The following is a 23,198-nucleotide window of genomic DNA, read 5'->3' as shown; positions in this document are numbered from 1 at the left end:
AAAAAGCTGCATAAACTTTAAAATAATTTTAAAAAGATTTTTTATGTTTTATAATATTTGAATGGCTTTAATAAATATTGTAACGGCTGTACGTATATTAGCGTCATATATATATTTATAGTTAATAGCTGATGTTTTGCCGGTAATTGTGAACCAGGCAGAATAATAGCTAAGTATTGAGTATTTAAGCCCATATGTTTAACGCTAACAAAAAAACCGCTAAGCTTTATGCCGAAATAATACAGCAATTGTATTATGGTGAACAATTATCAAGCGCTGAGCTTAGCGCCCGTATTGATAAAAGTATTCCGCTGGTTACCAAAGCGGTTAACCATCTTATTGAGGCCGGTTTTGTGGTTGAACAGGGATATGCCCCATCAAGCGGTGGGCGCAGGCCGCTAATGTACTCGGTACGGCATGACAGGTTGTATATTGTTACCGTGGCTATGGATCAGCTTTCAACCCGCATCGGTATAGTTGACCTGCTTAATAATTTTGTTTCCCCCATCGAGATCATCAGCCTTAAATTACAGGATAATACCCAGGCGCTCGATTCGCTTGTAGACCTGATCAACAAGCACATCGAACAATCGGGCGTTGATAAGGAGAAGGTGATAGGCGTAGGTATAGGCATGCCGGGTTTTGTGAACGTAAACGAGGGCATTAATTACACTTACCTTGATGCGGGCAAAAAAACGCTTACCGAATACCTTTCGGACGCGGTTGAACTCCCCGTTTATATTGATAACGACTCCAGTTTGATCGCACTGTCTGAACTTAAATTCGGTATAGCTAAATCAATAAAGGATGTAATGGTGATCAACATAGGCTGGGGAATAGGCCTGGGCATGATCATTAACGGGCAGATATTTCGTGGTGAAAATGGTTTTGCCGGTGAGTTTAGCCATATACCCATTGCCGAAGAGGGGGCATTATGCGCCTGTGGCAAGCAAGGCTGCCTGGAAGCAGAAGCTTCGCTGATGGCGGTAGCTCAAAAAGCGATAGAGGGGGTTGAAAGCGGCCAGAAATCAAGCCTGCAACAATATATTACCGACGATCATTCAAACCTCACAGTAGGTAGTGCCCTGATGGATGCCGCTAATAAAGGCGACCAGTACGCGATTGAATTACTATCAAACGCGGCTTATAAAATAGGGCGTGCGCTTTCCATATTGATACACATACTCAACCCTAAAGCTATTGTATTAAGCGGCAGGGGAGTTAAGGTGGGCAAATTGCTGCTGGCACCCATCCAGCAAGCACTTAACAAATACTGTATACCAAGGCTTGCCCAAGGCACCGAACTTTTTATATCAGAGATAGGGTTTGATGCCGAACTGATTGGCGCGGCCATATTGGTGATGGAAAGCTTTAACAAGGTACGTGATGTAAGTACAAAGGCTTCCGCCTTAACTTTATAATTATTGAAACATAGTAAATTCTGCTGCGTTTAAATAAAATATCACCGCTTGGTACTTTGTAAAAAATTTAATAAGTTTTATTTTATATTTAAAAAATATAAGTAAGTTTGTTTAATTTGCACAGTAACCAACAACAACCCCATATATGTCACGACTCAATCTGCTTGAAGAAACCCGTTACGAAAAACTCCCGGTTACGGTATTTTCTGATTCAACAGCCGCCTCAAATAGTGTTGCCGCACGCATAGCCGCACTGATACGCGACAAACAAAGTCGTAAAGAAACCACAGTTTTAGGTTTGGCAACAGGTGCAACCCCCGTTAAGGTTTATAAAGAACTGATACGCCTGCACAAAGAGGAAGGATTGAGTTTTAGCAATGTGGTGACCTTTAATCTGGATGAATACTTCCCGATGCAGCCTGATGCCGAACAGAGCTATGTTACTTTTATGAAGCAACAACTGTTCGATCATATCGATATTGATCCGGCTAACATCAATATACCTGACGGTACTTTGGCCGAAGATGAAGTAGCACAGTTTTGCATCAACTACGAACAAAAAATAAACTCATACGGCGGGCTCGATCTGCAAATACTGGGTATAGGCCGTACCGGTCACATCGGTTTTAACGAGCCGGGCTCGGCACCAAACTCCGGTACCCGCCTGGTAACCCTGGATGATCTGACACGCCGCGATGCTTCGCGTGATTTTGGCGGTAAGGAGAATGTGCCAACTAAAGCCATCACTATGGGGGTGGGCACCATATTCAAGGCCCGCGAGATAATTTTGATGGCCTGGAACCTTAAAAAGGCCAGCATTATTAAAAAAGCGGTTGAAGGTTCGGTATCAGCCGAAGTGCCGGCTACTTACCTGCAACTGTCAGACAAAGTAGAGTTCATCCTCGATCAGGATGCCGCTGCGGAGCTGACCCGTTTTGATACGCCATGGTTGGTGCGCGATTGTGTTTGGGACATACAACTGATAAAAAAGGCCGTTGTCTGGCTTTCAAAAATAACCGGTAAGCCAATATTAAAACTTACTGAAGAAGATTACAACAATAATGGTATGGCGCAACTGGCTACCGAAAAAGGGCCGGTTTACAATATCAACATTGATATATTTAACAAGCTGCAGCATACCATTACCGGCTGGCCGGGTGGTAAGCCAAATGCTGACGACAGCCAGCGGCCTGAACGTAAGGACCCGGCTAAAAAGCGCTCTATCATATTCTCTCCGCATCCTGATGATGATGTGATCTCGATGGGGGGTACTTTCATCCGCCTGGCCGACCAGGGGCATGAGGTACACGTAGCCTACCAAACATCGGGCAATACCGCCGTTTGGGATGATGATGTGCTGCGTTTTATGGAATTTGCCATTGATTTTAACAAAGCGCAGGGGCTTGATACCAGCGTACTTGAAAATACTTATCGGGTAAGCCGCGAGTTTGCCAGCAAAAAGCTGCCAAACCAGCCCGATCAGTTAGCCATACGTGAGGTTAAAGGGTTGATCCGCAAAGGCGAGGCTATTGCCGGAGCCCGATTTGCCGGTTTGCCTGACGAAAATATCCACTTCCAGAATCTGCCGTTTTACGACAGGCAGAAAACCAGCAACAAGGTAAGTTTTGAGGATGACATACAGCAAACCGTAGAGCTGCTGCAAAAAGTAAAACCACACCAGGTGTTTGCCGCCGGTGACTTTGCTGACCCGCATGGCACGCACAAAGTTTGCTTTGATGTAATACTGGCCGCTTTAAAACGCCTTAAAGGCACAGAAGCCTGGGTTGATGATTGCTGGCTGTGGTTGTACCGCGGTGCATGGCACGAGTTTGAGATACATGAAATACAAATGGCCGTTCCGCTTTCTCCGCAGGAGGTAATGCGTAAACGTTTGGCTATATATAAACACCAGTCGCAAAAGGATCTGCCGGTATTTCCGGGTGATGATGCACGCGAGTTTTGGGTACGTGCCGAACAGCGCACTGCCGAAACAGCCCGTGTGTACGATGAACTTGGCCTTGCCGAGTACGAAGCCATTGAGGCTTTTGTTCGCTGGGATTTTTAAAGAGCTTTTTTTAGTTAAGGGGTTAATTAAAAAAGAAGCCTGGTGTTCCGCTTAATTGCAGAACCCAGGCTTAATTGTTAATTAGGGTGGGTAAATCTTAAAGGTACTTTTAGTGCCTTTTTGTATTTTTTTATTATTGTGAAAGTGTCATCTCGCGCGGTAGCGAGAGATCTGTCCGCGTTCATAGCAAAGCGACAGATTTCTCTTCGTACCTCATCGAAATGACACTTAGGGATAACTCATTATTAATTAACTAATAGCACCTATCTTCTTTAACAACTTCCTGTTCTCCCGGCGGTGAATCAGCCTGTACACTATGGCATAAATAACAGGCAGTATCAGCAGGGTAAGTATGGTTGAGGTAACCAGGCCGCCAATTACTACAATGGCCAGTGGCTTTTGCGTTTCAGAACCGATGCCGGTTGATATGGCCGCGGGCATCAGGCCAATGGCTGCCATCAGGGCGGTCATTACCACGGGGCGTACCCTTGATATTACGCCATCAAGTAGTGCCTGATCAAGGTGCATACCCGCCTGTAGGTTTTTGCGGAAAACCGATATGAGGATAACTCCATTCTGTATACATACACCAAACAAGGCGATAAAGCCAATACCTGCCGATATACTAAAGTTAATATCGGTAATATGCAGCGCCAGTATACCGCCAATTAAAGCGAATGGTACGTTCAAAATAACCAGCAGGGCATCTTTAGCATTGCCGAATGTGATGTACAATATCAAAAATATAACCAGCAAACAAACAGGAACTACACGGGCAAGCGTATTCGATGCACGTATCTGGTTCTCAAATTCACCATTCCAGGTAAATGAGTAGCCATGCTGTAGTTTTACATCAGCATTTACTTTTTGCTGCGCTTCGGCTATAGTACTGCCCAAATCGCGCCCGCGGACAGAAAATTTTACAGCGATGTAACGGGTGTTGTTATCGCGAAAAATAAATGCCGGGCCGGTTATTTCCCTGATGTTGGATATTTCTTTAATAGATATTTTGGAGCCGTTAAGCGTTGGCACCATCAGGTTTTGAATTTTATCCTGTGTATCCCGATACTGTTTCTGGTAACGTACCCTTATATCAAATTTGCGCTCGCCCTCATACAATTGGGTTGCCGCTTTACCGCCTATCGCCATCTCGATCACAGAGTTGGCATCGGCGGTGGATACGCCGTACAGTGCCATCTTGCGCTGGTCAAGCTCTATCCTGAATTCGGGCTGGCCAAGGTTGCGCAGTACGCCCAGGTCATCAACACCTTTTACGTTTTTTAAAATATTCATTACCTGGTCGGCTTTGGCATCAAGCTCATTGAAATCCGGCCCGAATATTTTAACAGCCATACTGGCGTTAACACCGGCAACGGCCTCGTCAACATTATCACGTATTGGTTGCGAGTAATTAAATACGATGCCCGGCAACTTGCGGAGCTCCTGGTCCATGTGGTCAATCAGAGCTTCTTCTGTCAGTCCTTTTGGCCAGTCTTTTTTATTTTTCAGGTCAACCTGTATCTGTACGTTAAAAAAACCTTTGGGGTCAGTACCATCATTTGTGCGGCCAACCTGTGCAAGTGTCTGCTTAACTTCGGGGAATTTTTCCAGTATCTGCATCATTTTCTGGTTAATCTCCTCAGCCTGGTTAAGCGATACGCTCATAGGCAATTCCGCTTCAACCCATAGCGCGCCTTCATTAAGGTCGGGTAAAAACTCTGTACCTAAAAATTTAGCCGATACAAAAGTGAGCAGCATAAAAATAAGCGCCGCGGCAAGGCTCAGTTTTTGATTACGATAGGTAAAGCTGAATAGCTTGCGTATGCCCCGCTCAAAAAATAACACTACCGGATTATGCTTTTCACGCACATTCTTTTTAAGCAATATGCTGGATAAGGCAGGCACAAGGGTAAGCGTAAAAAGTAAAGCCCCTAATAAGGCAAAGCCCAAGGTATAAGCCAGCGGCGAAAACATTTTACCCTCAACTTTTTGAAAGGCAAAAATTGGTATAAGGCAGGTAATGATGATGAGTTTGGAGAAGAAGATGGCCTTACCCATTTCGGCACCTACGTTTTTAAACAGGCCCAGTTTGGCAAGCCCGTTAAACTTTTGCATGCCAACTTCCTTCGCCTTATGGTCAAGGGCAACAAATATACCTTCAACCATTACCACCGCGCCATCTATAATAATACCAAAATCAACCGCGCCCATGGAGAGCAGATTGGCCGTCATGCCCTTTATGCGCATACAAATAAACGCGAACAACAGTGCCAGCGGAATAATTATGGCTACGGTAAGCGTGGTACGCCAATCGGCCATAAATAAAAATACAATTACAGTTACCAGTACAATGCCCTCCAGCAAATTGTGTATAACCGTTTCTGTACAAAAGTCCATCAGGTTGGTACGGTCATAAAAAGTATCGATCTTTACGTCGCTTGGTAAAACGTTAGCGTTCAGGTCAGTCACTTTATCGCGTATGCGCTGTAATACTTCGGCCGGGTTTTCGCCTTTACGCATCACAATAATGCCCTCAATAACATCCTTCTGTCGGTCGCGGCTTACCTGGCCAAGGCGTGGCAGGCCGCTCTCCTTAATATCGGCAACGTTGCGGGTTAAAATGGGTACATTGTTTACGTTTTTAATAATGATGTTTTCCATCTCGCTGATGTTGTTGATCAGCCCGATACCCCGTACAACAAACGCCTGGTTATTTTTCTCTATCACATCGCCGCCTACATTGATGTTGCTGCGGTTTATCGCGTTATAAACATCCAGCGAGGTAAGGCCATACTTTTGCAGCAGCGATGGGTTAACGCTCACTTCATAAGCTTTTTCTTCGCCGCCAAAGCTGTTCACATCAGCTACGCCGGGTATGGCCTTAAACTGGCGGTCAAGCACCCAATCTTGTATGGCGGTAAGCTCATGCAGCGATTTGGTGCGGCTTTTCAGGGTGTAGCGGTAAATTTCGCCGGTTGGGCCATAAGGTGGTTCAACCTCGGGTTTTACTCCGTCGGGCAGTTCGGCATTGCTTAAACGGCTTAGTACCTGCTGGCGTGCAAAGGCATCATCTACATCATCATCAAATATTATACGCACATACGATAAGCCAAAAGCCGATGTTGTACGCAGGTTAGCCTTTTTTTGCACCGAGTTTAAAACGGTTTCCATGGGTATGGTTACCATTTTTTCAACTTCCTCGGCACTGCGGCCGGGCCATTGCGCTATAATGATGATCTGGGTATTGGTAACATCCGGAAAGGTTTCAATAGGGGTATTAGTGTAGCTCCATATACCTACTACGGCAAGTACCGCTGTTAAAAAAAACACAAACGCGCGGTGCCGTAACGAAAAATATATAATGCCTTTAATGAAGTTATTCATTGTATATAGTATTAAAGGGGGATAAACCCGTAGTAATTATGTTATTTGTTGGCTATTACCTTATTCTTCAGTAAGCGCGTTATAAAGCATCAACTGGTTTTTGGTTATTACCCTTTCGCCTGCTTTTATGCCACCCGCCACATAGGTTATGGTATCAACCGTTTTTACAGGGTTTACCTGGCGTACCTCCATGTTGCATTTATTATTATATACTACCACAAAGTTTTTACTGTTATCAAATATGATAGCCGATGCGGGGAGCGCGACAGCCTTGGCCGCTTCGTTATTGGTAATAATTACATTGGTAAACATTTCGGGCTTTAACAGCAGATCAGTGTTGGGTAGCGAGATGCGTACGTTCATCACCTTGCTGTCCGGGTCGAGCACGGAGTTCACCAGGTCTATCTTACCGGTAAATACCTTGTCGGGATAGGCAATTGTGGTTACTTTGGCCGTGTAACCCTGTTTTACTTTGGCAATATCGCTTTCAAAAACGTTGGCGTTTATCCAAACATCCTTCATGTCTGATATGGTGAACAAGCTCTCATTATTATCAGGCCTGATAAAGTTGCCTGCCGATATGTTCTTTTCAACTACATACCCCTCCCGCGGGGCGCGGATAACCAATGTACCGTTCGCGCTAGTATTGCCGCCGCCGTTAATGGCTATCTGCTGTTTTACCTTATCATTAGCGGCCAGGGCTTTGGCATAATTCTCTTTAGCTTCGGTATAGTCACGCTCGCTTGATATGCCGTTTTTGTACAGGTATTCGGCCTGTTGTAACTGGCGTTTGCTGATGGCCACATCGGCGCGGGTTGATTGCTGATCGGTATAATTACCGGCCACATCGGCGCTGCGCAGTACGGCAAGCACTTGTCCCTTAGTTACTTTATCACCTAATGATACCTTAACATCCGTAACCTGCCCGCCTGCAAAGGGGAATACCTTTACTACTTTATTTTCATCAAATGATACCTCGCCGGTAAGCGAAAGCTCATCCTTAACCTGCGATACCTTAACGGTGTCTATTTTGATCATGCGTGCCATGGAATCACTTACGCAAACCTTTTTGGTTTCCATGGTGCCGGTTTTATGCTGCTCGCAGGCGCTGAGTGCCAAAACCAGGGCGATGGCGCCATATGCAAATTGCTTTTTCATTGTGTTTTTATGTTGTTTATAGAGGATCAACTACTGTGGTGCCCACCGCGAAATTCAGATCGGCAATGGCTTTATTGAGGTTAAATTGTTGCTGTAATATTTTGAGCTTGGTGTCTTTGTACGAGTCAAAAAAATCCACAAACTCGGGCAGGCTGATCTGCCTTTGCTTAAAGCTCTTGAGCATACTGGTGTACAACTGGTCATAACGGTCGTAAAAATCAGTTTCGCTTTGGCCAAGCAACTGGTTGCTGAGGCGGTATTGGTTTACAGCCGAATACACATCGTTTTGTAGTTGCAACGCATTGTTCTGTACTATAAACTGCTGGCCCTGCGCGCTGAGTTTGGCTGCTTTAATATTGCCCTGATTGCGGTTAAAAAGGGGTAGCGGAACGCTGATCTGTAAGCCTACATATTGCGGCGCGTAGCTGCTGTTCTGGTCATAGGCCACGCCAACGGTAACGTCGGGTTTGGCTAAGGCTTTTTGCAGCGCTACATTATCATTGTTTTGTTGTAGGGTAAACTGGCCGGCCAGGTAATCGCCACGCAGGGTTTTTGCCTTTTCGGCAAGCTCTGCGGCGTTAAGCGGTGTATCTGTTATTTTAAAATTAATAACGGGCGCTACAAACTTATCAGCGGGTACGCCAAGCAACGTTTTAAGTTCGCTTTGCAGTTGGGTAAGCTGGCGGTTATTCTCCACCAAATCATTCTGCAAACTAAAAAGCAACGCCTTTAAACGCACCACATCTTTAAGGGAATTATTACCCGCCTCGTACGATTTTTGAATGGCATTCACCAGGTTCTGTGCCGATGCTATTTCGGTTTGGTAAACCTTGCCCTGTTCAATCAGGTTTGATGCCTGTGCAAAATCAAGCAGCAGGTTGTAGCGCAGGTTGCGCAGCAGGTCGTCAAATTCGGCTTGTTGTATGCTGGCATCATCCTTGGCTACCTGTACCTGTTTGCCACGCTTACCGGCAGTGGTAAACACCTGGCTGAGTTGTAAAAATATCTGCCCGTTGTTTTTACTGTGATCAAAAAACTTGCCCGACTTATCGGTAATGTTCTGATCGGTGCTTAATACCGGGTTATCCCACAAACCGGCCTGTTTAATGAGCGCCTTTGAGGCATCTACATTATACTTTTGGGCCAGTAAGGTGAGGTTGTTTTGTAAAAAAAGTTTTTCACTGTCCTTAAAGTTCAGCTTAAGGGTGTCTGTCTGACTGTAGGCCTTCGGGGCGCTGCATATTGCCAGTACGGGCAGCAGTAGTTTGAATAAATTTTTATAAGGTGCCATTTTTTGTTCTGATCTTTCGATAGATCAAAACTATAATGGCCGAATTGGAAGCGAATTAAACCTGCATTAAAATGCCATTAGAATTTATAACGCGCCATTTTTAGCGAATTGAACTATAAATGTACTCCCTTTTTCAGCGGCAGGCAGAATTTGTATGCTGCCGTGGCACAACTGGATTATTTTATCGGTAATGTAAAGGCCGAGCCCGCTGCCGGGCAGTTTTTTAACATTACCCGCGCGGTAAAAGGGGCGAAGAATTTTCTGGCGGTCAGCCTCCGCTATGCCCGGCCCCTGATCGGTGATGGCTATACTCACCCGGGTTGGCAAGGCTTCAAACTTAATACTCACGTGCTCACCGCCTGAGTATTTAAAGGCGTTATCAATAATATTATTCAGAGCGATGTAGAGCAGGGGCTTGTTGCCCTGAATTTCAAGTTCGGTATCATCATCGGGCATATTGCCTAAAGTAAGATGCACTTTGCCGGGGCCTTTCTTTTCTGTCCAGCTTTCGTGCAATTCCCAAAGTAATTCATCAACCCTGATTGGTGATATTTTGGCCTGGGTATAATTCATATCTACCTGGGCCAGCTCCATCAGGCTGGTGATGGTTTCCTGCAGGCGCAACGCATCAGCAGATATGGATGCCAGGATGCGCTCATATTCATCGGTATTACGTATCTTGGTTAAGGCTACTTCTACCTCGCCCATAATACTGGTAAGCGGGGTGCGCAACTCGTGCGAGGCATTGGCTACAAAGGTTTGCTGTAGCTCAAATGCGTTTTCAAGCCGCTCCAGCAGGCTGTTAAAGTTGCTGATCAGTTCATCGATCTCATCTTTGTTTTTAGCACCCTCTACCCGCATGTGCAGGTTGCTTGAGCGTATCTGCCCCATTTGGGTGATCACCTTTTTAATTGGGGCGAGGGCGCGGTTAGCGAATATCTGCCCGGCAAAAAACAATACCGCTGTAAATACGATAAACAGCACCACAGCCGCCTGGCTCAGCATGGTAACGCGGCGCGCGAAACTTCGGTCAACGGCTGATACCAGTATCACAAAATCGCCCTGGTTATCATGATAGAGTTTACCTACCACCTGGCGGCTGCCATCCTGGTATTTGAGGTACTTATCCTTACGTACCTGTTCAATAATGGTATCCGTCCAAAAAATATTATTGTGGGTATTAAATGCCGACCGGTTATCATCATCATACACTTTTATTACCTCGCCGTTCAGCTTGTCAAGGTACTGTTGCTGTACCTGCACCAGCGAGTCGGCATTGATCTCGTCGGCCTTTAAATAAAGTTGCGAGGCTACGTTGGCGCGGTCGGTAAGGCGGTCATAAAAGTCCTCGCGGGAGAATGAATACACCGCCAGGTACAGCGCCACCAGTACCAGCAGCAAAGCCCCCGAACTAATGAGCGTAAAGTATAACGACAGGCGGGTTTTGATCTTCATGGGCTGTTATTGCTCCTTTAAAATGTAGCCCATGCCAATAACGGTATGTATCAGCTTTTTATCAAACCCTTTTTGAATTTTGTTGCGCAGGTAGTTCACGTATACGTCAACCATGTTGGTTTGCGTATCAAAATTGATCCCCCAAACCTTTTCGGTGATGTACTCACGTGATAACAGCTTGTTGGCATTGCGGATAAAAAGCTCAAGCAGGGCGTACTCCTTGGCGGTCAGGGCTATCTGTTTACCCGCACGCTCAGCGGTTTTATTCCAGATGTTCAGTTTCAGATCGCTAAAATTAAGGTAGTGGCTGCCTGCCGCATCAGCAGGTTGCCTGCGGCGCATCAGGGCCTCAATACGGGCCAGCAACTCCTTAAAGTGAAAGGGTTTTACCAGGTAATCGTCAGCACCGGCGTGCAGGCCGTTCACCTTATCGTCAATAGTACCAAGGGCGCTTAGTATCAGTATAGGGGCATCCTGTTGTTTTTGACGTATCTGCCGGCAAAGCTCCATGCCGCTAAGCAGGGGCAGCATCATATCCAGAATAAAAAGGTCGTACTGTTTTTGCAGCATCATGGTAAGCCCGGCCACACCATCGGCGGCAACATCAACGCTGTAGTTATGCTCTTCCAATCCTTTTTTTATAAAGGATGAAACCTTTTCTTCGTCTTCAACTAAACAAATACGCGTCATATAAATTAATGCAGGTAGCGGTTTGCAATTTTAAGCAATTATAGCCTACTATAATAACCCGCTGTAAATTATAACGTAAGGTTTAATTTTTGGTGCTAAGTTTGATACTAATAAGAAAAACTACCATTATGAATACAGCCGATTTTGAGATCAAAACCAATATACAGATCAGCAAACCCGCCGCTGAGGTGTTCGAGGCGATTATCGATCCCGAAAAAATGTCGAATTACTTTATCTCGAAAGGCAGTGCCCGTTTAGAACAAGGCAAGCAGGTGATGTGGAGCTTCCCTGAATTTGAGGGTGAATACCCGGTGAATGTAAAGGAGATCGAAGCTGATAAACGAATAGCCCTTACCTGGGATGTTGAAGGCACGCCATTTTTAGTGGAGATGCTATTAACCCCACAGGGCGATAGTGCTACCAAACTTACCGTTACCGAGAAGAGTTCAGCAGAACAGGAACCTTCACTACAATGGCTGAAAAATAATACCGAGGGCTGGGCTAATTTTTTAGCTTGCTTAAAGGCTTACTTGGAGTATGGCATCAACCTGCGTAAAGGCGCGTTTGATTTTATGAAGAATGGTAAATAGATCACGGGAGAAATTTATCTATCAGCCTCAATAAAAATAGGATAGTTGCTATACAAAGCACTATTTTTAACGCGCTATGAGTATACAAGTTATCGCGTTTGATGCCGATGATACCCTTTGGGTGAATGAACCCTATTTCAGGCGTACCGAAGAGGCGTTTTATATACTGCTTAATGAGTATTTGCAGCAGCACTCGCTTGAACGTGAGCTGCTGAAAACCGAAATAGGCAACCTTAAATTATACGGTTACGGTGTAAAGGGTTTTATCCTCTCCATGATCGAAACGGCCCTTGAGGTTACCAATAATACCATCCCTGCTCAAATTATCGGGCAGATTATCAACCTGGGCAAAGGCTTGCTTGATGAGCCTATTGAACTGCTGGATGGTGTGGAAGATGTATTGAGCGCGCTTAAAGGGCGCTACCGCTTAGTGGTTGCAACCAAAGGCGACCTGCTGGATCAGGAACGTAAACTCAAAAAATCAGGACTGAGCCATTACTTTCATCATATCGAGATCATGTCTGAAAAGGATGATGCCAATTACCTTAAACTGGTAAAGCACCTGGATATTCAGCCTGATGAGTTACTGATGATCGGTAATTCCCTGAAATCGGACATTATGCCGGTGCTCAACATCGGCGGCTCGGCCATTCACGTGCCTTACCATATTACCTGGGCGCATGAGCAGATTGAGGGCGTTATTGATAATGAGAAGTTTGAAAGTATAACCAGTATCAGGGAGATATTGGAAATGGTGTAAAGCCTATCTTTTTATGTAAAAAAAGTGTCATTTCGAACGAGGTACGAGGAGGAATCTGTCGTCCGGCTATGAACGCGTACAGATTTCTCGCTAACGCTTCGAAATGACAAATAGAAAAAACGAATAAAACCCGCAAGTACGAGGGGCCAATCTCCGAGCAACTTATCCATAAGCTTATTCCGAAGAGATTTCTCCGGGCATTCTAATGCGGATATTAAGTGTTATTTACAGATTGTGCGTACAAGATTGTTATTCCGAACGAGGTACGAGGAGGAATCTGTCACCCGGCGATGAACGCTTGCAGATTTCTCGCTAACGCTTCGAAACGGCAGAAAAAAAGAGTTCAAACAAAAAAGCCCCTCTCCTTTGGAGAGGGGTTGGGGTGAGGTATCAATCGTGCCGGTACAAAACCATACCTGCATGATACAATATTCCGTTCCTGAAGTCGCCGTCGGCGGTAAAACCGGTATCGTCTACATACTCAATATGGTCGCCTTCAATGGTGTAGTTGCCCTGGTAAGCGCTTTCGCGGTCGCCGCGGGCTTCGTCATAACGGCCGTTGGGTAATAGTTCATGGCGTATATAGCCATCTTTGGTTACCCACATGCCTGCATACTTATTATCCATGTTAATTTGATTATTTAGATCAGGCATCAAAACCGGTTGATACGGTAACTTCTTTCCAGGCTTCCAGCTCTTTTTTTACATTCTCCATTTTTTTGTAAGCCATGTTGTAAGCATCCTCACCTAAAAACAAATGTACCGGCGGATTTTCTGCTTCGCTTACCTTGATCATACCAAGGGCCGCTTTTTCAGGATCGCCACCCTGGTTGCCGTTCATGTCGTTCTCGTGAAAGTTTTGTGAATCACGAACGCTTTTATATTCAGCTATCGGATTTTCAGGAACAGCCATTGAGCCCGCGGTTAAAAAGTCGGTACGAAAATAACCCGGAGATACTACCGTAGCATGTACGCCAAACTCTTTAATTTCGGCAGCCAGCGATTCGGTAAAGCCATGCACCGCGAACTTGGTAGCGCAGTAAATACCAAAGCCGGGGAAGTCGCCGGTAAAGCCACCGATAGAGGCAATGTTGAATATATGGCCTGAACCCTGCGTACGCAGATGCGGCATTGCTTTGCGGATCACATTCAGCGAACCAAATACATTTACCGCGAAGTTATCATAAGCCTCGTTTTCGCTCAATTCTTCTAAACTGCCCAGCATACCGTAACCGGCGTTGTTTACCACAACATCAATTTTACCAAAGTGCTTTACAGCTACATTGATAGCTTCGGCTACGCTTTGCTCGCTTTTGATGTTCATTTCAAGCGGCAAAAATTCATCATTAGGGTTGCCTACTGCCTGGTTAAGCTCGGCAGCGTTGCGTGAGGTAGCAGCTACATTGTAACCTGCCGCCAGTAATTGTTTTACCAGTGATAGCCCCAAACCTTTTGAAGCCCCGGTTACAAACCATGTTTTTTGCTTGTTCATTTTTTATAGTTTATTTAGTGATTACTTAATAGTCGGTTGATTTGGTTAACGTTTCGTGTTCTTTAAACTCGGCGTTCATTCTTTCAACCTTTTCGTTAGCGCGGGCGTAAGCATCGCTGCCCAGCAACAGGTAGAGTGGCGGGTTTTCCATGGCTGCCAGCTCGATCATGGCGGTGGCTGCCTTGTCGGGATCGCCGGCTTGGGCACCGCTCATTTTCAAATACCTTTCGTGTGTGGCACGCACCGCGGTATAGTCGGCTATCGGGTTTTGGCCGATGTAGATAGAATCAGGCTCCAGGAAATTGGTGCGGAAGCCACCCGGCGCTACTACGGTAGCCTTAATATCAAACTCTTTAATGTCAGCGGCTAATGATTCTGTTAGCCCTACAATGGCATATTTTGTGGCGGCATAAATAGCCCAGCCGGTATTGGCGGTTATACCTGCTATGGATGATATATTGATGATATGCCCTGACCGCTGTGCACGCAAATAAGGCATGGCCTGGCGGATTACATTCAGCGTGCCGAATACATTAATGTCGAAGTTTGCACGGGTTTCCTCATCGCTTAACTCTTCAATGCTGCCGCCTATGCCATAACCGGCATTGTTAACGATTACATCTACGCGGCCAAATTTTTCAACTGTGCTTTTTAGGGCTGTCGCAATGGCTGTTTCATGCTTAACATCGGCCTGTAGCGGTAAAAAATTATCGTGAATGCCAACTGCGGTAACCAGTTCGGCCAGCTTGCGCGATGTTGCGGCTACAGCATGGCCCGCATTTAAAAGGTTCTTTACAAGTGAAAGGCCTAAACCTTTTGAGGCCCCGGTTATAAACCATATTTGTTTGTTTTCCATTGTGCTGTTATTTTTATTAACAGTACAAAGGTAATATGGTATTAAAGGGGGGCGATAGCGTTAATCAAACCAAAAATTGCAAAATTCACACATTGCGATAGGCTGATGGCGTAAGCTGGGTTTGTTTTTTAAAGAAGTTGTTAAAATGCGCGGGCTCATCAAAGCCGAGGGTATAGCTGATTTCGGAAATGTTCCAGTTGGTGTGTTTAAGCAGCACGCGGGCTTCGTTAGCCAGCCGCTCAAATATATGACTGCTGGTAGTGCGCCCCGTAGTTTGGCGGATGGCCCGGTTGAGGTGGTTAACGTGTACCGATAGCTTGTCGGCAAAATCATTGGCAGAGCGTAGGGTAAAGCGCTGTGAGGTAGACTCGATAGGGAATTGCCGCTCCAGCAATTCGGTGAATATGGATGTGATGCGCGAGTTGGCATCTGGATGACTATATAATGTTTCGGTAGGTTGCAGCTTTAACGCGTAGTGAATCACCTCGTTGGTGTAACTGTTAAGCAGATCATACTTAAAGCGATAGTCGGAGCTGATCTCTTTAAGCATCTTTTCAAAAATAGTGGATAGCTCCTGATACTGCTCACTGTTAAGGGTATACAATGGTTTGCCACCGGGTGTAAACATAAACAGATCGTAGATATTGGTACGCAGGCGCTCGGTAAAAAAACCTTCCTTAAATATGCAGAAGTAACCCTCCATATCTTCAGACAGTAATTCAAAGGTATAAGGCACATTTGGGTTGAAGAACATGAGTGCCATGCCGTCAACATCTACACTTTTATCGGCATAATGATAGCGGCTTTTGCCTGTGTACAGGGTGATCTTATAATAATCCCGACGGCTATATTTTACCGGTGTTTTGTTTGGCCCATGGCAATCCTCCAGTCGAAAAACATTAAAATGCCCTATGTCCTGGCTCAGGTTATCGGGTAGCCAGTTAAACTTTTGCTGATAAAAATCTTCTAATGATTCTGTTGCGGCTATCATAGTGCAAACTTACGTAATTCAAACTATTAAATGCAAATGTCTGTTTGTGCTGGTCATGGTAATATGTAACAACATTGCAATAAGCCTTAATTAGTAACATGCAGTTAAACATACGCTTAATATAAATTGTTAAGTTAGCATTGTTTAAATCATAATTCATACATCATGGAAAACAACAGCCGTCGTAAATTTATACAAACCTCGCTTGCTGCCACTGCCGCGGTAACCGTAGGTAACTCATTTATTACTAATGCTATAGCAGGTGAGCCGAAACCAGCCGCTTTTGCTTTTAAACAAGTGCCGCTGCCTTTTAAATATGCCGACCTTGAGCCGAGCATTGACGCGCTTACCAATGAGATACATTACACCAAGCACCATGCTTCGTACATAAAAACGATCAATGAGCTAATAGTAAGCGAAAAAATACCATATACAACCGAAAAGGAATTTTTTGCCAATGCTTCCAAATTATCTGCTAAGGCACGTAACAACGCCGGTGGGGCCTGGAACCATAACTTTTTTTGGGAGACCCTGAAAGCGCCATCAACGTCGGCCGCGCCAACAGGTAAGGTTGCTGATGCGATCAATGCCTCATTCGGCTCGTTCGATAAGTTTAAAACTGAATTTGCTGATGCCGCTACCAAACGCTTCGGCTCCGGCTGGGCATGGCTGGTTAAGGATGGTGCTAAATTGAAAATAGGTTCAACCGCAAACCAGGACAATCCTTTATTTGATAACTCAGAGATTAAAGGTACCCCGCTTTTAGGCCTTGATGTTTGGGAACATGCCTACTACCTCAAATACCAAAACAAACGCCCCGACTACATCAACGCCTGGTGGAACGTAGTAAACTGGGACGCGGTTGCTAAAAGGATGGTTTAGTCATTCACTGCGTTGTCATTGATCATTCGCTTCGCTGTCATTGGTCATTCGCTTCGCTGTCATTAGTCGCTGTCATTGGTCATTCGCTTCGCTGTCATTAGTCATTGGATTAATTATTTTCCAATGACTAATGACTATTGACCAATGACTAAATGGTCGTCGGCTTATCTGAAACATTCTTCTTTTTGCGAAAAACCGGGAAATTCATCGGACTAAGATTCGGCCTTTCGTCGCCAAGTAGCACGCCCCATTGTTTAAACTGTTCCGATCTGTCGAACATGATCTTTAATACCGCTATGATCGGCAGCGCCAAAAACATTGCAGATATGCCACCCATTGTGCCCGCCAAAATTACCCCGACGATAGCTGCCAGGGCATTTATCTTTACTTTTGAGCCTACAATGCGTGGCATCAGTATATTGTTATCCAAAAACTGAACTACGGCTATTGCACCTAACACGATAAAAATAGGCAGTATTTCCTGTGAGGAGGCCAGCGTGATCAGCACACCCAATACATTGCCGATCAAGGCTCCCAGGTAGGGGATGAGGTTTAAAAAAGCGAATATTACCCCGATCAGCAGCGCATGTTTTATACCGAATAAAAACAATATCAACCCTAATAGCACGGTGATATAAGTGATCTGTATCAGCAGACCTATCAGGTAGCTTTTAATGATGCTCTCGGTAGCGCGCATGCCTTCTTCTACTTTGGTATGCTGCTCAGGTTCAAACCACATAAATACAAAGCGTACCAGCAGGTTTTTGTAAAGCAATATCAGGTAGATGTAAATAGGCAACAAGCCAAAAAATAACAATATGTTACCTACCGAACCAGCCGCGCCGCCTAAAATATTACCTAAAGAACCAAGCAGTTTGTTGCTTTGCTCGTCAATAAATTTCAATTGTTCTTTGGCAGAATAGTCAAACTTTTGCGCTATCCATAAGCTGAGAGAGCTGAGGTGCTTGGCCACATTTTTTTCAATCTGCGGAAAATCAGCAACCAGCGACCCGATCTGCGCGGAGAAGAACCATACAATCAGGCCAAGAAAAATAAATAGTAATAGGATAGGTAAAAATATGGCTATCACTTCGGGCACCTTTAACCGCCGGAAAAACCGGAGCACGGGCAACAGCATCAGGCTGATAAAAAATGCCATCAGCAAGGGCATAATAAGGTTTTGACCGATGATGAACAGCGCACCTAACAGCGCCAGCCCAAGCAACTCGATTGACCGTTTAACGGTGATCGGAAGTTCTTTCATGATTGAAGTAAAAAGTTACTGTGATAAGCATAATACCTGCCATTTTGTTTAGTATATGGCATTAATAATTAGCGCTTTTACAAACGTTTATTACACCAGTGTAACGTTGCGTGCAAAAACATTATTTAACTTTGCTGATGATGGCAGCAGATAAGGATATATTTAACCTGGGCGATATAAAAAATCTGGTGGATACCTTTTATGGCAAGGTGCAGCAAAACCCCTTAATCGGCCCTGTTTTTAATGAGCGCATTCAGGACCGATGGCCGCAGCATCTGGAAAAAATGTACAGCTTTTGGCAAACCATATTGTTAGAGGAGTACACTTATTTTGGCCGCCCGTTTCCGCCACATGCTCAACTACCAGTTGAGCGCGAACATTTTGAAACCTGGCTCGGCATCTTTAATGATACCGTTGACGAACTTTTTACCGGCGATAAAGCCACCGAAGCCAAATGGCGGGCAGGCAAAATGGCCGAGATGTTCCAGATCAAGATCACTCACTTCCGCAATTCAGGTCATAACATCCTGTAACAATCAGGCGATTTGCAAAAACGTTTTTTCAATAATTTTTATCTAAAAGTTTTTTATCTGTATGTTTAACAGCTAACCAATGCTAATTAAACATGTCTCTTAATTTCCGCTTACGCGAGTTTCTTTGTCTCATTGTTTTATCCCACATTTCTGCATTCGCCGTTTTTGCGCAGCAAAGGCAAATAATTGAGGTTGCGCCGGGGGTGAAAAAGATAACCATAGGACAAACAGACCCGTTAACACCCTATAGTTTTTGCGATGAAAAACCGCAGTTAGCTGCCATGCAAAAGCTACCAGCCGGTAAGCTACCGTTTGATATCAATAATATTGGTATCAACATCAACGAAAGGGGCGTACTGGTTGAAGTGCCATTGGATGATAAGGAACAACTTTATGGCTTCGGCTTGCAGATAGGCTCATTTAACCAGCGCGGCTTACGTAAAAAGCCAATCGTTAATGATAATCCGTCCACCAATTTAGGCTATACACATGCGCCGACAACCTTTTACGTATCAAACAAAGGGTATGGCATACTGGTAAACACCGCCCGCTACACTACTTTTTATTGCGGCACTACCGCTAAAAATATTAACGAGGTAAAGACAACCACGCAAAGCAATGGCGGCAATTCGGTAAATGAGTTGTATGCTAACAAAGGCGGTTCGGCAGGCTATGTATCGGCTGATGTACCGGGAGCCAAAGGCATTGAGATCTACATTTTTGAAGGGCCGGATATGCTGAGCGTTATGCAGCGTTATAACCTTTTTTCGGGCGGCGGTGCCTTGCCTGCCATTTGGGGCTTAGGCGTAAAATACCGCGTTAAGGCTGATTTTAAGCAGGATCAGGTTAAAAAAATGGCCACGTATTTTCGGGATAATCATATTCCCTGCGATGTGCTGGGGCTTGAACCCCGCTGGCAAACGGCATCGTACTCATGCTCGTACGTTTGGAACAACGAGTTTTTCCCTCATCCGCAAAACCTGATCGATAGCATGAAACGGCAGGGTTTTCATATCAATTTATGGGAGCACGCCTTTGTTAATCCTAAATCGCCGCTGTATACGCAGTTAAAAAATAAATCAGGCAATTATTTGGTATGGAACGGTTTGGTACCTGACTTTGCTGATAAGCAGGCTACTAAATTATTTGCCGATTACCATCAAAACACCTTTGTAAAACAGGGTATATCCGGTTTTAAGATGGACGAGTGCGATAACTCCAACATTACCATGGGCGATGCCACCTGGAGTTTCCCCGAGCATAGCCGTTTCCCTTCGGGGCTGGATGGCGAGCAAATGCACCAGGTATTTGGTGTGCTGTATCAAAAGGCTATTTACAATATCTACAAGCAAAACAACATTCGTACTTATCTTGATGTGAGGGCTTCAAGCTCGTTCGCGTCATCATATCCGGCAGCTTTATACAGCGATACTTACGATCATAACGAATACATTGATATGGTGGTCAACTCCGGTTTTTCCGGGCTGATCTGGTCGCCTGAGGTGCGGGAGTCAAACACCGTGAAAGATCTGATGCGTCGCAGTCAAACGGCCGTATTATCAGCACAGGCGTTGTATAACTCCTGGTACCTGCAAAACCCGCCCTGGTTACAAATCAACATCAAGCAAAATAACAACAACGAGCTGATGGCCAATGCCAAAGAGGTAGAGGCCGATGTGCGCAAGCTGCTGAACTTCCGCATGAGTTTGGTGCCATATCTGTATAATGCCTTTTCCGATTATCATTTTAAAGGCATCCCACCGTTCAGAGCTTTGGTGATGGATTATCCGGATGATGAAAAGGTGTATAACATACCCGATGAGTATATGATAGGGCAGGGCATTTTAGCCGCCCCGCTTACCGAGAAGCAAAACGAACGCAAGGTTTACCTGCCTGCCGGTATCTGGTATGATTATAATACCGGTAAAAAAATGGAAGGCGGTAGGGAATACACCATCAATACCTCGTTTACTGATTTGCCCATCTTTATAAAAGAGGGCACCGTTTTGCCGATGGCTAAACCGGTTGAATATGTAGCGCCCAATACCAAATTTGAAATAACCTGCTATGTATACGGCGAAAAAGCCACAGGTAGCTTATTTGAAGATGACGGCGTTACCTTTAATTACGATAAAGGCAATTACAACAACATCAGCCTGAACTATGAGGGTGCAAAGGGAAAAGCGGAACGTAAAGGCAGCTTTAAAAACAAACGGTTCATTATTAAAAAATGGGAAGTAATTAAATAACGGTCCACCGATACTAAATACATCACTTAATATAAGCACATGAAGAAACAAATTCTACTCACCACGTTACTGCTCTCGGCAGGTGTGAGGCTGATGGCGCAAACCATTGATCTGACCTCGCCCGATAACAAGATCAAGCTGACGGTTGATCTTAAAGACCGGATCAATTACTCAGTTAGCGTCAACGGCGATGCCTTGTTGAGCAACTCGTACCTGCAACTTGACCTGGGCAAGCAAAAGCTTGGCGAAAAACCAAAGCTGATTAAAAAAGCGGTTACTACAGTCAATACGGTTTTACACCCGGTGGTATCCTTAAAAAACAGTTCGGTGCCTAATAATTATAACCAGTTAAGGCTTGATTTAAAGGGCGATTACAGCGTGGAGTTCCGTGCTTATAATGATGGGGTGGCGTATCGTTTTGTTACCAATAAAAAGGATTCTATCGCTATCAATAACGAGGATGTTCATCTGAACTTCGCGGATAACGTGGAGGCATCGTACCTGGAAACCGGGGGCTTTAAAACTTCATACGAGATATTATATCAGCGTAAACCTTTAGCCGATGTAAATAAGGGTAAAATGAGCGTGCTGCCTATTTTGTTCGACAATAAAAAGTACAAGGTGCTGCTATCTGAGGCTGATCTGTATGATTACCCTTGTCTTTTCGTAAAATCAACCGGTGATAAAAGTGTTGATGCCATTTTCCCTAAAGCGCCGCTGGCCTTTGGTCCGGATGGCGACCGTAGTTTGAAGATTGAGAAAGAAGCGCCTTACATTGCTAAAACCGCGGGCAAGCGCAACTTTCCCTGGCGCTTTGTGGTGATCACCGATCAGGATAAGGAGTTAGTTGCGAACCAGATGGTGGCACGCCTTTCAACCCAAAACCAGTTAAAAGATACCAAGTGGATAAAACCCGGCCAGGTAACTTGGGAGTGGTGGCACAATGCGTATGTATATGGTGTCGATTTTAAGTCAGGCTATAACCAGGATACTTATAAATACTATATCGATTTTGCTTCAAAATATGGCATCCCATATATTATTATGGACGAAGGCTGGGCCAAAACTACCGAGAACCCTTTTGAGCCTAACCCAACCATTAACCTGCACGAGTTGATTGATTATGGTAAAAAAAAGAACGTGAAGATCATTCTTTGGTTTACCTGGCTATCGGTTGAAAACCATTTCGACATATTTGAAACCCTGAAAAAGTGGGGCATCGCCGGCATGAAGATCGACTTTATGGATCGCAGCGACCAGTGGATGGTTAACTATTATACCCGCGTTGCTAAAGAAGCCGCCAAGCACCAGATATTGGTTGATTTTCACGGCGCGTTCAAGCCTGCCGGTTTGGAGTATGCGTATCCTAACGTATTGTCGTACGAGGGTGTTATCGGTATGGAGCAAAACATCGGCGGCGGTTTAGCTACGCCGGACAATAATTTGTACCTGCCTTTTCTGCGTAATGCTGTTGGTCCGATGGATTACACGCCGGGTGCCATGCGCTCAGCCCATAAAAAAGATTATAAACCAACCTGGGTAAATACCATGAGTATTGGTACACGCGCGCATCAGTTAGCGATGTATATAGTGTTTGAAAGTGGCCTGCAAATGCTGGCAGATAACCCGTATAACTACTACCGCGAGCCCGAAGCCATCAAGTTTATCACCAGCGTACCTGTTACCTGGGATGAAACGAAGGTGCTTGATGCTTCATTAGGCGAATATGTGGTTACTGCCCGCCGCAAAGGCGGCAACTGGTTTATAGGCGCTATGGGCAACAGTAAACCGCACGAGCTAACCATCAACACCAGCTTTTTAAAGCCGGGCGTTACCTACAACATCACACTGATTAAGGATGGCATCAATGCCGATTTTCAGGCGATGGATTTTAAACAGGTGGTTAAAACTATTAAAGCCGGTGAAGCTATTGATATTAAGATGGAAGCTGATGGCGGTTGGGTTGCACGTATTGAACCGGCCAATTAAACCATTTACATCTAACACATCTAAGAAGAGGATAGGCGAAAGCTCATCCTCTTTTTTATTTATTTTTGTCAGTTAGACATTTATTATAACTTTACGGCTTACAGTTAAACCAAATTAAATTAATTCTA

Annotated in this window: 18 protein-coding genes; 8 read left to right on the top strand and 10 right to left on the bottom strand. The window is 44.9% G+C overall.

What is annotated here, in order from left to right:
* Window positions 1-194: 194 nt before the first annotated feature.
* Together AC3WJC_RS11060 and nagB are read left to right on the top strand one after the other, a co-directional pair.
* Complete coding sequence (locus AC3WJC_RS11060) at window positions 195-1,421, top strand: ROK family transcriptional regulator (protein ID WP_492399166.1); 1,227 nt, start codon at window positions 195-197, stop codon at window positions 1,419-1,421.
* Window positions 1,422-1,566: 145 nt separating this feature from the next.
* A complete protein-coding gene (nagB, locus tag AC3WJC_RS11055; RefSeq protein ID WP_492399165.1) occupies window positions 1,567-3,486 on the top strand; it encodes a glucosamine-6-phosphate deaminase in 1,920 nt (639 codons plus the stop codon).
* Window positions 3,487-3,735: 249 nt separating this feature from the next.
* Here nagB and AC3WJC_RS11050 read toward each other — a convergent pair whose 3' ends face one another.
* The 5 genes from AC3WJC_RS11050 to AC3WJC_RS11030 all read right to left on the bottom strand — a co-directional run bounded on the left by AC3WJC_RS11050 (window position 3,736) and on the right by AC3WJC_RS11030 (window position 11,464).
* The gene (locus AC3WJC_RS11050; protein WP_492399164.1) at window positions 3,736-6,870 is read right to left on the bottom strand and encodes an efflux RND transporter permease subunit; all 3,135 of its coding nucleotides are present in this window, start codon (window positions 6,868-6,870) and stop codon (window positions 3,736-3,738) included.
* A 60-nt stretch (window positions 6,871-6,930) separates the two neighbouring features.
* The gene (locus tag AC3WJC_RS11045; protein WP_492399163.1) at window positions 6,931-8,028 is read right to left on the bottom strand and encodes an efflux RND transporter periplasmic adaptor subunit; all 1,098 of its coding nucleotides are present in this window, start codon (window positions 8,026-8,028) and stop codon (window positions 6,931-6,933) included.
* A gap of 16 nt (window positions 8,029-8,044) precedes the next feature.
* Window positions 8,045-9,319, bottom strand: coding sequence for a TolC family protein (locus AC3WJC_RS11040; RefSeq protein WP_492399162.1), 1,275 nt, complete (start codon window positions 9,317-9,319; stop codon window positions 8,045-8,047).
* Between the two features lie 84 nt (window positions 9,320-9,403).
* On the bottom strand, window positions 9,404-10,774 hold the full coding sequence (locus AC3WJC_RS11035; RefSeq protein ID WP_492399161.1) for a HAMP domain-containing sensor histidine kinase: 1,371 nt from the start codon (window positions 10,772-10,774) through the stop codon (window positions 9,404-9,406).
* A 6-nt stretch (window positions 10,775-10,780) separates the two neighbouring features.
* Window positions 10,781-11,464: a response regulator transcription factor gene (locus AC3WJC_RS11030; RefSeq protein WP_492399160.1), complete on the bottom strand. Its 684-nt coding sequence runs from the start codon at window positions 11,462-11,464 to the stop codon at window positions 10,781-10,783.
* A gap of 128 nt (window positions 11,465-11,592) precedes the next feature.
* On the opposite strand from AC3WJC_RS11030, the gene AC3WJC_RS11025 reads away from it, so the two are divergent.
* Both AC3WJC_RS11025 and AC3WJC_RS11020 read left to right on the top strand, forming a co-directional pair.
* Window positions 11,593-12,054 carry an SRPBCC family protein gene (locus AC3WJC_RS11025; protein ID WP_492399159.1) on the top strand — a complete coding sequence of 154 codons (462 nt, stop codon included), beginning with the start codon at window positions 11,593-11,595 and terminating at the stop codon, window positions 12,052-12,054.
* A gap of 76 nt (window positions 12,055-12,130) precedes the next feature.
* The gene (locus AC3WJC_RS11020) at window positions 12,131-12,814 is read left to right on the top strand and encodes an HAD family hydrolase (protein ID WP_492399158.1); all 684 of its coding nucleotides are present in this window, start codon (window positions 12,131-12,133) and stop codon (window positions 12,812-12,814) included.
* Between the two features lie 390 nt (window positions 12,815-13,204).
* Here the strand turns inward: AC3WJC_RS11020 and AC3WJC_RS11015 are convergent, their stop codons facing one another.
* From AC3WJC_RS11015 to AC3WJC_RS11000, 4 genes are all read right to left on the bottom strand, one after another.
* A complete protein-coding gene (locus AC3WJC_RS11015) occupies window positions 13,205-13,441 on the bottom strand; it encodes an Atu4866 domain-containing protein (RefSeq protein ID WP_492399157.1) in 237 nt (78 codons plus the stop codon).
* A 19-nt stretch (window positions 13,442-13,460) separates the two neighbouring features.
* Window positions 13,461-14,306: an SDR family NAD(P)-dependent oxidoreductase gene (locus AC3WJC_RS11010; RefSeq protein WP_492399156.1), complete on the bottom strand. Its 846-nt coding sequence runs from the start codon at window positions 14,304-14,306 to the stop codon at window positions 13,461-13,463.
* A 25-nt stretch (window positions 14,307-14,331) separates the two neighbouring features.
* A complete protein-coding gene (locus tag AC3WJC_RS11005; RefSeq protein ID WP_492399155.1) occupies window positions 14,332-15,162 on the bottom strand; it encodes an SDR family NAD(P)-dependent oxidoreductase in 831 nt (276 codons plus the stop codon).
* An 85-nt stretch (window positions 15,163-15,247) separates the two neighbouring features.
* Window positions 15,248-16,153, bottom strand: a complete 906-nt coding sequence (locus AC3WJC_RS11000) for a helix-turn-helix domain-containing protein (RefSeq protein ID WP_492399154.1) — start codon at window positions 16,151-16,153, stop codon at window positions 15,248-15,250.
* A gap of 165 nt (window positions 16,154-16,318) precedes the next feature.
* Between AC3WJC_RS11000 and AC3WJC_RS10995 the strand changes: the two genes are divergently transcribed.
* A complete protein-coding gene (locus AC3WJC_RS10995) occupies window positions 16,319-17,035 on the top strand; it encodes a superoxide dismutase (RefSeq protein ID WP_492399153.1) in 717 nt (238 codons plus the stop codon).
* 148 nt (window positions 17,036-17,183) lie between these two features.
* On the opposite strand, the gene AC3WJC_RS10990 is transcribed toward AC3WJC_RS10995, so the two are convergent.
* The gene (locus AC3WJC_RS10990) at window positions 17,184-18,299 is read right to left on the bottom strand and encodes an AI-2E family transporter (protein WP_492399152.1); all 1,116 of its coding nucleotides are present in this window, start codon (window positions 18,297-18,299) and stop codon (window positions 17,184-17,186) included.
* A gap of 137 nt (window positions 18,300-18,436) precedes the next feature.
* Between AC3WJC_RS10990 and AC3WJC_RS10985 the strand changes: the two genes are divergently transcribed.
* From AC3WJC_RS10985 to AC3WJC_RS10975, 3 genes are all read left to right on the top strand, one after another.
* Window positions 18,437-18,832, top strand: a complete 396-nt coding sequence (locus tag AC3WJC_RS10985) for a group III truncated hemoglobin (RefSeq protein ID WP_492399151.1) — start codon at window positions 18,437-18,439, stop codon at window positions 18,830-18,832.
* A 203-nt stretch (window positions 18,833-19,035) separates the two neighbouring features.
* Entirely contained in the window at window positions 19,036-21,081 is a 2,046-nt protein-coding gene (locus AC3WJC_RS10980; protein WP_492399150.1) for a glycoside hydrolase family 31 protein, read from the top strand.
* Window positions 21,082-21,120: 39 nt separating this feature from the next.
* Complete coding sequence (locus AC3WJC_RS10975; protein ID WP_492399149.1) at window positions 21,121-23,070, top strand: glycoside hydrolase family 97 protein; 1,950 nt, start codon at window positions 21,121-21,123, stop codon at window positions 23,068-23,070.
* Window positions 23,071-23,198 lie beyond the last annotated feature (128 nt).

This window comes from Mucilaginibacter sp. FW306-07-L (assembly GCF_058782065.1).
Note: the sequence above shows the minus strand (reverse complement) of the source record. Positions and strands in the feature narration are given on the sequence as shown.